Origin of the sequence: Halomonas sp. YLB-10, assembly GCF_003856855.1 — a bacterium.
In the GTDB taxonomy this organism is placed as follows: Bacteria; Pseudomonadota; Gammaproteobacteria; order Pseudomonadales; family Halomonadaceae; genus Halomonas; species Halomonas litopenaei.
In genome coordinates this window covers 71,827-84,964 of record NZ_RRCU01000006.1, presented here as the reverse complement: position 1 = coordinate 84,964, position 13,138 = coordinate 71,827, and the positions used below count along the sequence as shown (strand labels likewise).

1 protein-coding gene is annotated in these 13,138 nt (G+C 60.9%); it reads right to left on the bottom strand.

Features of this window, described 5'->3' with window-relative positions; genetic code table 11:
- Window positions 1-609: 609 nt before the first annotated feature.
- A complete protein-coding gene (locus EBB56_RS14385) occupies window positions 610-12,852 on the bottom strand; it encodes a retention module-containing protein (protein WP_124804674.1) in 12,243 nt (4,080 codons plus the stop codon).
- Between the last annotated feature and the right edge of the window lie 286 nt (window positions 12,853-13,138).

Genomic DNA, 13,138 nt, shown 5'->3' with positions numbered 1-13,138 from the left:
ATATAAAAGTAAGAATATAACCACAAACTAATACGAATCATGCTATCCGTGTAACAGGAGGTTACACAGTGTACCAATGGACAATAGGACATCAGATCTTGAAATGTTTCGCCCTGATTTTTCCTTTTTTCTTTGCAGTTACGGTATTTTTTTACTCTCCGCCGTAAACGGATATGCTTGTTATTGCAGATTTTGTAGGACATTTCTTTCTGTTGTGCCCGATCTAGAACAGCGTGTCGCTAGATACTCCGTTGCAAGTGACCGACGGCTTGAGAAAATACAGGAAAGGCGAATCTTGAATAGGCAATTAAAGGCGAAAGGAAAAGGGGCAAAGAACTAGGCGCTGTCCGAAAAGTCGACGAGCGAAGGTTAGACAAGGCAAAAATTGGTGAGAAAGCGCAGTTTACGGGGTGTAAATGAGCATTTTGATCCGATTTTTAACGCCGTATTACCGAGCGCAGGCACTTTTCAGACAAGCCCTAAGGAATCGAGCAGAAATAAACGTTGCCTTTTAACATCCTGTTTGCAATCCAAGAACAAGAAAATGCCGGGCCACCCAAAGGTGGCCCGGCTCTCTCTTATGGCAACTCTGGTCATGACGACCCAGGCCTACTCCACGTCGAGCTGCCCGTAATTACGCAGCATCGTCAGGAAGGCCTCCGACGACTGACCGCCCATGCTGACACCGCTCAGGGTGATCTTCTGATCGGCGTTGCTGTGCTGATCATCGAGCCCGCCATCGCTCTTGATGTAGAGCACGGTGCCACCGTCTTCCTCTTGGGCGAAGACAAAACTATCCAACGCCGACTGGTCAGGGTCAGTGCTCGAGGAGTCAAAGTCGTTGAGCAGATCCCCCAGGGACAGCTTGTCGGCATTCGGATCCATGCTCAGAGTCTGGTCCTCGACGTGGAAATCACTGACCACGTCGAGGGCCGGGTCGGTGGCACTGCCGGCGTCTCCCAGATTCCATTTGAAGGTGTCGGACCCCAGTCCACCCAGCAGGAAGTCGTCACCGGCGCCGCCGATCAAGATGTCATCGTTGGCGCTGGCAAACAATTGATCGTCGCCCTGCCCGCCTTCCAGAAGGTCCTGGCCGCCATCGGCACGGGTCTTATCGATCAACTTGTCGTAGTTGGCCTTGATGAAGTCGAGCGTCTCTTCCTGGGTCGGCTCCGCACCGTTCTGGCCAGTCAGATAGTCGACCAGACCGTCGTAGCCACTACCGGCCTCACCACCGACGCCTGCGGGTTCGATCTGATCGCCGAACAGGATATCGTCCCCCGCACCCCCGATCAGATGGTCGTTGCCCACCTCCTGCGGCACATCGGAAGACGAGCCACCATCGAGTGCGGTCTCGAACTCCTCGGCGGAATTGACGATAAGATCTTCACCGGCTGGCACCAGTTCGTCGTCGGTGTAGCGATAGAGACTGCGTGAAACGCCTCCCACCGCTAATACGAAGTCGGACGAACCGGTACCGTTATCCACATCGAAAGCGAGCCGGTACGTCCCCCCTTTCAGACTATTGGCCATGATCTGGGTAGTGGTGGTGGTACCTACCGCATTCTCGAAATTGTTTGACACGACTTCCCAGGTGCCATCATCGTTCAGCTTTTCCACTCGCCAGACAAAGTGGTCCCGAACAATTCCGTTGGAACTTTCTCTGTCACTTGTCTGGTAAGTAAAGGCAAGACTGTAGAAGTCGTTGGCGTTAACCGGCTCAGACATTGTGATGCTGTCGCTGACCACCGTGGTAGCTCCATCATTGGTGCCGCTGTCAGCGATACGTAGATACGTCCTGCTGCCATTTCTCACGACGCTGACCGACCCGCTGCCACCTGTCTGGTGCCAGTTCTCCAGTTGTCCCAGGCTGCCCGTGTCACCGGCATCGAAGGTTGCTGGATAATCGACCGATTGCGTCTCACCTGACGCATAGGGTAACGGCACCATTGTCAAGCCACCGTCAGCGGTGTTATCAACCACCTTGAGTATCTCGCGATTGACATCGTTGCCGATACCAATGGCTTCCACTTGACTAATCTGGGCAAGTGTCTCGTACGCCTTGACAGCCTGCGAGACGTCCAGCGCAGTGGAATCGTTGGGCGAAGCGGTCACACCAGTGCCCGCAGTGGTGTTATGAAGTGTCGGGCTACCGTCACTCAGGAAGTAAGCCACATTGTTGTAGCCATTGGAGCTGGTTTCCGTCATCCAGTCGCTGGCGACGTTAAAGGCTTCTTGGTAGTTGGTGCCATCTTTCGCCTCTAAAGAATCCAGAAAGTCCTTGGCATCCTGGACATTGTCCTGTGACAAGTTCAAGAACGGTTCCGACTTCGCGGCCTGGGCAAAACCGACAAGTTGTACATTAATGATGCCCTCAAACGTCGCGAGCTCATCAAGCTTGGCCTTGAGCGCCTCTACCGCGACCTCAAGCCGCGTCTTGCCGGTATCGCCAAGCTTAAACGCCATGCTGCCCGACGTATCCAGGATAAAGGACAAGTTATAGTTCTGCGCCGGCTCCACCACGGTGTACTTGCCGCCGGTGTCGCCGATCAGGACGTCATTGCCACCACCACCCTGGACGGTATCGTCGCTGTTGGTTCCAACCACCAGGGCGTCGTTGTCGGTGGCGGTCACGGTAATGGTCAGGCTGGCGTCACTGGCATCGCCGTCCCCATCGGTCAGCGTATAGGTAAAGCTCTCATCGACGGTCTGGCCCTTGTCGAGCGCCGCGACCTCGGCATTGTCACTATCAAGCGCGTAGCTATAGCCGCCCTGGGTGTCGAGGGTCAGGGTGCCGTACTGCCCCTTGATCACCAGCTTGCCGTCGGCATTCAACGAGGACACCGTGGTAGAACCCTGGCTGACGGCGGTGACGCTGGCCCCATCAGCACCGGGGGCGTCGGCCTGATCACCACTGGACGCCCCCGGACCACCGATCACGTTGCCGGAGACCGGCGCCATGTTCTCGATGATGGCGTTGGTGTCGCTCGTCGCCACCGGGGCATCGTCATCGATGACCACTGACAGGGCACCATCGGCCTGGCTGCCATCGGCGTCGACGATGGTATAGGTGGCATCGAACAGCAGATCGTTTTCGTCGTTGCCGGCTGCATGAGCGAGCGCCTGGTGCAGCGTCACCTGATAGGCTCCACTGCTCTGATCGGTCAAGGCGATGGTGACCACGTCTTCGCTGCCGCCACTGCCATCGCTCGCCGTGCCGGTCAGGGTGTGGCCATCGCTGCTCAACTGGAAACTTACCGCTCGACCATCTGCCGTCTTCAGATCGCCCGGCAGGCTCGCGACGTTCCAGGTAAAGGCCCCGCTCGCCGCAGCGCCATCGTTGCCAAAGCTGTAGCCCAGTGTTCCGCTCGTGACCGTGTCCTCACCCGCCACATCGCCGCTGCCGCCAGCGTTGCCACCGGCCAGGCCATCCTCGTCGAGGGTGGCCGTCGGGTTCAGGGTGCTCGGATCGCCATCGCTTTCCGGCGTTGACGGGATCGCTGCCTCCCTGTTTTCCAGCGTCAAGGTACCGCTGGCGGCATCCCCGTCGTTGTCGGTCGCACTCAGGGCGATGTCGATGCTGCCGGCCTCGGTCAAGGCCGAGTTCGACGTGCGCGTCAGATAGAAGGCACTGGCATTACTGACGCCATACAAGTTGATGGCCTCGAACGGCTCATCGGTGTTTAGATGCACGTATCCGCCACTGGGGACGCCACTGATCCTCAGACTACCGTCAGCCAGCACCGTCACGTTGCCACCCGACGGCAATCTCACATCGTCTGGCGAAAGCGCAAGCACCCTGCCTTGCTGCTCGAAGGGTATCCCTGAACCGCCCCCATCACCGTCATAGACGATAGCCTGCAAGATATGGGAAGAGGTTGCCTGACTGAAAGGACCGCCGGCCGCGCCGGGGTTGATACCGTAGCTGAAGCGAACGACCTCTTGATGCTCCCCCCAGGACAGGCCTTGGCCGCCATAGGCGGCTGAATCGACAAAATCGAAGCGCATCACCTCGTTGGCACCGGTCTTCTGCGTTCCCGCATCATTGCGGTTGAACCCGCCAACAAAGAGCCGATCCGCACTACTGGCACTGTTGAAATTCGCGCCAATCGCACTGTTGGCATTGGTGTTATAGCCGGTAAACAACACGACCGGGGCATCGTCATCAGCGGAGTTGGTAAAGGTACGAGCGCTGTTTCCTCCCCCGAAGGTCTTGGCATCCCGTTGAACGAAACCAGATTGTACCTGGCCAGCGTTGATGCGCTCGAAGCTGGTGACATCATACTGTGACCCATCGCCGGACAGGCCCACCTCAAAGGCCACTGTGTCACCACCGACCGCTTGCAGGGTCGAGCCGTCGGCACTCAACTTCCAGAATAGCGGCCGAGTCACCAGGAAAAGCGCGTTACCATCCTGATCAAACACTCGCTGTCCATTGAGCGAGGCGTCGAAGCCGATATCGCGAAGACCGTCTGCGCCGGCCTCTTCGAAGTTGATATGGCCGCTGGAGCCCGTCACCAGGAGCCCGGTGTCTGCCACAAAATCAGAGGGAGTATCATCGATGATGGCGACATCCAGTTCGCCAGACGCCGTATTGCCCCGGACATCAACCACCTCAACAGCGAAGGTATCCGCGAATTCCGTATCCGTGGCCCCGCTCTGACTGTCGTTGTCGACCTTACGCTCCAGCAGATACTCGTAGCTGAGCGTACCTCCGCTCGCATCACCGCTGTATCCCGTCAAGGTCAGAGTGCCGTACGGGGTATCCAGGGCGACGGGATCGCCGGACAAGGCTTGCAGGTCGGCAAGCGTCAGGCTTCGACCTCCGATGCTCAGCGTCTCGAGTCCATCCGGCGTATCGACATCGAAGCTGCCGGCGCGTGTCAGTTCGCTGCTATTGCGCTGACTACCATCGGCCAGGTTGGCCTCGCTGACGACCAGTTCGGAAGCGAAAGGGTCGAGTCCGGCCAACTGAGCCCTGCCCGGCAGCGTAAGCTCCAGAGTCCCCTCGGCGGTGTCACCATCCCCGTCGGTTCCCTGCAGCGCCAGGGACAAAGCGTCGTCAGCATCGAAGGTCCCGTTCAGCCAGGTGTACTCGAAATCCCCCAGGGTAAAACCGACTCGCGTATTGGTATTCGTGGCGCGGATTTCGATCGCCTCGAACGCACTCTCGGTCTCGAGGACGAGTCGAGCGCCATCGGGAACCCCAGACACCGAAAGAGTTCCATCAGAATTCTCCACGATCGTCACGGACGCGGTAATGTCGTTTCCGGCGCCATCCAGAAAACGAAGCTCATCAGGGTCCAGGGCAAGCACATCGCCGCTGACCTCGTGCGGATGACCGCTGGTGTTGTCGTCGTCAGGCGCCAAGGCAATGGCGGTTACCTTGAACGATGCGGGTGTTGTCCGCCCATCCAGGTTGGCGAGGTCGACTACCTGTTCAAAACGAGTAACGCCCCGGTGTTGCTCCCAACTAGGCTCCTCGTCGGAAAAGCTCAGATTATCGACGAAGTCGAAACGTGCCACTTCGTTGTACGTGGTCCTGTCGTCACCGCCTGGTGCCAATTGGGTGCCGCCATCCGTTCTTAACCAGGACTCGCCCGGAAAATTGAAAGACCAGGCGGACACCACCACATCGGGGCCGCCATCGCTACCGTCAAACGCCACAAACCGATGGCCTTGAGTAGAGGTATTGTGCCCTTCATAGAAGACTTCTGTTCTGCCATCGCTGATAGCCTGGCCTGAGTCCGCCAGCGTCATGATGGCATCATCAAGGACATTCACCTCGTAGCTGGAGCCATCCGCCGCCAGAGCTATTTCGAAGGCCACGTCGCCACCGGCAGTCGTCGCCTCAAGCGTCTTTCCTCCATCGTTCAGCTGGTAGGTGAGACGTTCGCCATTTGAGGTCACCAGGGTCGCGCCGTTCAGGCTCAGCACAGCGCTGCCATCCAACGCCGAGGAAAACTGCACGGCGCCGATACCGTCGGCTCCCGCTGCATCTGCGAAGTTGATATCGCCAACGGTGCCTGAAGACAACACGCCATCGACGGTATCGAAGGCCACCGGCGTATCGTCATCGATCACTACCGTCAACTTGCCAATCGCCTTGCTACCATCGCCATCGGTGATGGTATAGCCGACGTCAAATGACACATCATTCTCGTCTTCGCGCTCGGCGTGCTCGAGCGCCTGATGCAGCGTCACCTGGTAATCGCCGGCGGCCTCATCTGTCAGCTTTATGGTGATGACTGACTCGGCGCCGCTGGCGCCGGCTACGCTGCCGGCCACGGTATGTCCACCGTCGACAAGTGAGAACGCGACCTTGCGCCCGTCTGCTGTATAGAGCTCGGGCAGATCCTTCAGATTCCATTGGAAAGCCTTGGTGCTGGCCGCACCATCGTCACCAAAGCGGTAACCCAGATCTCCGGTGGCGACAGTGAACTGTCCGTCCACATCGCCAGTACCCCCCTTGTTGCCACCGGACAAACCATCCTCATCGACGATCGCCACGGGGCTCTGGGTGGTCGGATCGGTGTCGGTCGACGGTGTGGTTGGCGTGGTGTCGGGCTCCACCGTCACGGTCAGCGTCGAGGACGCGGTGTCACCGTCGCCGTCGGTGAGGATGTAGTCGATGACCGCCTTGCCTTCGAAGCCCGCCGCCGGGGTGAAGGTGACGTTGCCGTCGCTGGTGAAGCTCACTGAACCCACACTGGCCCCGCCCTGCACCCTGGCCTCGGTCAGGATCGCGCCATCGGCACCCTGGGTGTCGCTGGTGCCGTCATCATTATTCAGCACGTTGTAGGATTTCGACGTACCTTTATCGGTGCTGGTGGTGTCGGCCACCGCACTCGGGCCATCGTCACCGATGTCGATAGTGAGATTGGCCGGGTCGGAGGTATCGCCATCGCTGTCCACCACCCGCACGCCGAAGGTCTCGGGCACGCTATCGTCCAGACCCGTTTTGTCCTTGTCGTCCTGACTCGCGCTGCTTGTCAGGGTGTACGACCAGTTGCCGTCGGTGTTCACCGTCAGGCTGCCGTAATCGCCGGTGACCGTGGTGCCATCGGTATTGATCGGGACCCAGTCGCCGTCCTTGTCCTTCACCTCGTAGCGCACCAGGTCATCGTTGCCGGTGCTGCTCTTGAACTGGCCGTCGGTGGTCTCGCTGTTGCTGGCGGCGTTACTGCCCGGGGACTGACCTGCACCGCCATCCAGTCCTGCTTCCTGCACGCTGTAGGCGCCATCGGCGGTCGTCGGATCGCCGTCCGGGCCGCTCGGGTCGATGGTCGGTGTGGAGTCCGCCGCCACCGTCACGGTCAGGGTCGAGGACGCGGTATCACCGTCGCCGTCGGTGAGGGTGTAGTCGATCACCGCCTTGCCTTCGAAGCCCGCCGCCGGGGTGAAGGTGACATTGCCATCGCTGGTAAAGCTCACGCTGCCCTGGCTCGGATTGCGCAGAGTGGCGGTGGTCAGGGAGGCACCATCGGCACCCTGGGTGTCGCTGGTGCCGTCATCATTATTCAGCACGTTGTAGCTGACCGCCGTGTCCTCGGCGGTGCTGGTGGTGTCAGCCACCGCACTCGGGCCATCGTCACCGATGTCGATAGTGAGATTGGCCGGGTCGGAGGTATCGCCATCGCTGTCCACTACCCGCACACCGAAGGTCTCGGCCAGGCTATCGTCCAGGCCGGTCTGATTGGTGCCACTGTGGGTGACGTTGTCGGTCAAGGTGTACGACCAGCTGCCGTCGGTGTTCACCGTCAGACTGCCGTAGTCACCGGCGACCGTGGTGTCATCGGCATTGACCGGGACCCAGTCGCCGTCCTTGTCCTTCACCTCGTAGCGCACCAGGTCATCGTTGCCGGTGCTGCTCTTGAACTGGCCGTCGGTGGTCTCGCTGTTGCTGGCGGCGTTACTGCCCGGGGACTGACCTGCACCACCATCAAGCCCCGCTTCCTGCACGCTATAGGCGCCATCGTCAGTCGCCGGATCACCGTCCGGGCCGCTCGGGTCGATGGTCGGTGTGGAGTCGGCCGCCACCGTCACGGTCAGCGTCGAGGCCGCGGTATCACCGTCGCCATCGGTGAGGGTGTAGTCGATCACCGCCTTGCCTTCGAAGCCCGCCGCCGGGGTAAAGGTGATCTCGCCATTGGACGCGAAGCTCACCGAACCCACACTGGCCCCGCCCTGCACGCTGGCCGCGGTCAGGGTCGCGCCATCGGCGCCCTGGGTATCGCTGGTGTCATCACTGTTGTTGAGCACGTTGTAGCTGACCGCCGAGTCCTCGGCGGTGCTGGTAGTGTCGGCCACCGCACTCGGGCCATCGTCACCGATGTCGATAGTGAGATTGGCCGGGGCGGAGGTATCGCCATCGCTGTCCACCACCCGCACGCCGAAGGTCTCGGCCAGGCTATCGTCCAGACCCGTTTTGTCCTTGTCATCCTGACTCGCGCTGCTTGTCAGGGTGTACGACCAGCTGCCGTCGGTGTTCACCGTCAGGGTGCCGTAGTCACCGGCGACCGTGGTGTCATCGGCATTGACCGGGACCCAGTCGCCGTCCTTGTCCTTCACCTCGTAGCGCACCAGGTCATCGTTGCCGGTGCTGCTCTTGAACTGGCCGTCGGTGGTCTCGCTGTTGCTGGCGGCGTTACTGCCGGGGGACTGACCTGCACCACCATCAAGCCCCGCTTCCTGCACGCTATAGGCGCCATCGTCAGTCGCCGGATCACCGTCCGGGCCGCTCGGGTCGATGGTCGGTGTGGAGTCGGCCGCCACCGTCACGGTCAGGGTCGAGGACGCGGTATCACCGTCGCCGTCGGTGAGGGTGTAGTCGATGACCGCCTTACCTTCGAAGCCATCCGCAGGGGTAAAGGTGATCTCGCCATTGGACGCGAAGCTCACCGAACCCACACTGGCCCCGCCCTGCACGCTGGCCGCGGTCAGGGTCGCGCCATCGGCGCCCTGGGTATCGCTGGTGTCATCACTGTTGCTGAGCACGTTGTAGCTGACCGCCGTGTCCTCAGCGGTGCTGGTGGTGTCGGCCACCGCACTCGGGCCATCGTCACCGATGTCGATAGTGAGATTGGCCGGGTCGGAGGTATCGCCATCGCTGTCCACCACCCGCACACCGAAGGTCTCGGCCAGGCTGTCGTCCAGACCCGTTTTGTCCTTGTCGTCCTGACTCGCGCTGCTTGTCAGGGTGTACGACCAGCTGCCGTCGGTGTTCACCGTCAGGGTGCCGTACTCGCCGCTGACCGTGGTGCCATCGGCATTGATCGGGACCCAGTCGCCGTCCTTGTCCTTTGCCTCGTAGCGCACCAGGTCATCGTTGCCGGTGCTGCTCTTGAACTGGCCGTCGGTGGTCTCGCTGTTGCTGGCGGCGTTACTGCCCGGGGACTGACCTGCACCGCCATCCAGTCCTGCTTCCTGCACGCTGTAGGCGCCATCGGCGGTCGTCGGATCGCCGTCCGGGCCGCTCGGGTCGATGGTCGGTGTGGAGTCGGCCGCCACCGTCACGGTCAGCGTCGAGGACGCGGTATCACCGTCGCCATCGGTGAGGGTGTAGTCGATGACCGCCTTGCCTTCGAAGCCATCCGCAGGGGTAAAGGTGATCTCGCCATTGGACGCGAAGCTCACCGAACCCACACTGGCCCCGCCCTGCACGCTGGCCGCGGTCAGGGTCGCGCCATCGGCACCCTGGGTGTCGCTGGTGCCGTCGTCATTATTCAGCACGTTGTAGCTGACCGGGGTGTCCTCGGCGGTGCTGGTGGTGTCGGCCACCGCACTCGGGCCATCGTCACCGATGGCGATAGTGAGATCGGCCGGGTCGGAGGTATCGCCATCGCTGTCCACCACCCGCACGCCGAAGGTCTCGGGCACGCTGTCATCCAGACCCGTTTTGTCCTTGGCGTCCTGACTTGCGCTGCTTGTCAGGGTGTACGACCAGCTGCCGTCGGTGTTCACCGTCAGGGTGCCGTAGTCACCGGTGACCGTGGTGCCATCGGCATTGATCGGGACCCAGTCGCCGTCCTTGTCCTTCACCTCGTAGCGCACCAGGTCATCGTTGCCGGTGCTGCTCTTGAACTGGCCGTCGGTGGTCTCGCTGTTGCTGGCGGCGTTACTGCCCGGGGACTGACCTGCACCGCCATCCAGTCCTGCTTCCTGCACGCTATAGGCGCCATCGGCGGTCGTCGGATCACCGTCCGGGCCGCTCGGGTCGATGGTCGGCGTGGAGTCGGCCGCCACCGTCACGGTCAGGGTCGAGGACGCGGTATCACCGTCACCGTCGGTGAGGGTGTAGTCGATCACCGCCTGGCCTTCGAAGCCCGCCGCCGGGGTGAAGGTGACGTTGCCATCGCTGGTGAAGCTCACGCTGCCCTGGCTCGGATTGCGCAGAGCGGCGGTGGTCAGGGTGGCACCATCGGCACCCTGGGTGTCGCTGGTGTCATCACTGTTGTTGAGCACGTTGTAGCTGACCGCCGTGTCCTCGGCGGTGCTGGTGGTGTCAGCCACCGCACTCGGGCCATCGTCACCGATGGCGATGCTCAGGGTGCCATCAGCGGAGGTATCGCCATCGCTGTCCACCACCCGCACACCGAAGGTCTCGGGCACGCTGTCATCCAGACCCGTTCTGTCCTTGTCGTCCTGACTCGCGCTGCTTGTCAGGGTGTACGACCAGTTGCCGTCGGTGTTCACCGTCAGGGTGCCGTAATCACCGGCGACCGTGGTGCCATCGGCATTGATCTCGACCCAGTTGCCGTCGCTGTCCTTTACCTCATAGCGCGCCAGGTCATCGTTGCCGGTGCTGCTCTTGAACTGGCCGTCGGTGGTCTCGCTGTTGCTGGCGGCGTTACTGCCCGGGGACTGATCTGCACCGCCATCCAGTCCTGCTTCCTGCACGCTGTAGGCGCCATCGGCGGTCGTCGGATCGCCGTCCGGGCCGCTCGGGTCGATGGTCGGCGTGGAGTCGGCCGCCACCGTCACGGTCAGGGTCGAGGACGCGGTATCACCGTCACCGTCGGTGAGGGTGTAGTCGATGACCGCCTTGCCTTCGAAGCCATCCGCAGGGGTAAAGGTGATCTCGCCATTGGACGCGAAGCTCACCGAACCCACACTGGCCCCGCCCTGCACGCTGGCCGCGGTCAAGGTGGCACCATCGGCACCCTGGGTGTCGCTGGTGCCGTCGTCATTATTCAGCACGTTGTAGCTGACCGCCGTGTCCTCAGCGGTGCTGGTAGTGTCGGCCACGGCCTCGGGCTTGGTATCGAGGATGTTGATGTCCAGACTGTCGGAACGGCTTTCACCGGCAGTGTCGGTGACCACTACCTCAAAGCGATCGACAACACTGTCATCGCCGGCCCTGTGATCCGCGCCTTGCGAGTTCTCGGTATAGCGATAATCAACGGCACCGTTGTCAAATCCGATGATTTCGAGCTTGCCCTGCTCGGTTTCTATCACCACCGGATTGTCGGCGGTAGCCTTTGTAATATCCGACCCGGCGATGGTCGCAGTGCCGATTCCTGCGCTGGCTGTCAGCAGCATCTCGCCTGAGACCGTCTCGCCACTGCCCTCCACTACGCTGTTGTCGCCGGCCGTGACGTCACCATCGCTGTCCTGGATCACCACATTGGGATCACCATCCGTGCTGCCGTCGATCAGCACGGTCAAGGTCGCAGTACTGATATCGCCATCGGCGTCCTTGACGGTGTAGCTGAAGGTCTCCATCAGATGCTCGCCATCATCAAGGGCCTGCACCGCCGCAATCACCGTATTGACGGAGTAGCTCCAGGTGCCGTCACCGTGATCGGTGAAGGTGCCATATCTTGCTGAAGTGTCGTCGAAACCTACGAAACTCAGTCCATCGGACCTGGCAAGGTCGTTATCCAGCAGGTCACCGGAAATCGGCGCACTGCTATCTTCGCCGACCCGGGCAGCGTCATCTTCAGCCAACGGCACGGTATCGAGGATATTGATGTCGAGGCTGTCACCGGCTTGCGACCCCCGGTTGTCGGTCACCACCACCTCGAAGCGATCAAACACGCTGTCGTCACCGGCAGAGTGGTCGGCTGGCTGACCGTCTTCGGTATAGACGTAGTCGATCGTCCCGGTATCAGGATCGAAGCCGGTGATCGCAAGGGTACCGTGCTGCCCATCGATCAGGACTGGCGTTGCGGCCGAAGCGCCCGATACATCGACGCCCGAGACAGCAACACGCGCCACACCGGCAGGAGCCGTCACTGTCACGCTGCCGGTGACAGATTGGCCACTTCCTTCAACGACGCTGTTGTCTCCGGCCGAAACGGAGCCCTCTCCCGCTTCGATCGGCGGTAGATCGGGCTCACCTTCCGCCAGGAAAACCTCTTCGTCGTCGGCGACGGGAGTCCCACCGCCCTCTACCGGCTCCAGCGACTCCACTGCTCCCGCCCCACCAAAGGAGTAGCTCTGGGGATCAACAGACTCGGAGATGCGCAACAGGCGCACGAAATCGAAGCCCTCTTCCGCGCCACCGCCACTTTCCCCCAGGCCAGGTGCCTCTATCGCCTCGAGCAGATCGGGTACCTCCGACTCGAGCAGACGCAACAGCTCCGCTACTTGCTGCTGGTCCAGAACCTCGACCGAGGAAGCGTCGCCCTGCCCCATATCCTCGGGCAACGAAACCTGCTGCGCATCGACCAGCGTGACACCGGGCCTGCCGTCCGCAAACTGCAGCGTCACGAGGGCGCCGTCCGCCGTGATGACGATATCGCCGACGTCCAGACGATCCCCTTCTTCCAGAGCGATGACGTCGCCATTCGGCCGTTTGACCCAGGCGTTTCCTTGCAATGAGCTGACAGTAGCGATGGTAACAGGCACGGGGACCTCGAGTTTTTCGTAACGGAGCGTAAGACAATGGCTAGTAAACTGGTACGAATAATACTACTTACGTTACACGTCGTTACACACTGTACCAATGGCCAATAGTCGCTACGATCAAGTAATGCACCTTCCGAGATACTGCTTTCCTCCTAGTCACCATAGAAAGTCATGCTTTTTGCTGCCACTTTTGTACGTTTTATCGTCTGTTTCATGCTGATTTCGGAACAGCGTGGTGCGAAATTGGCCCTTGCCAGGAGCGCTGGCGACGAGAACACGCAGACTG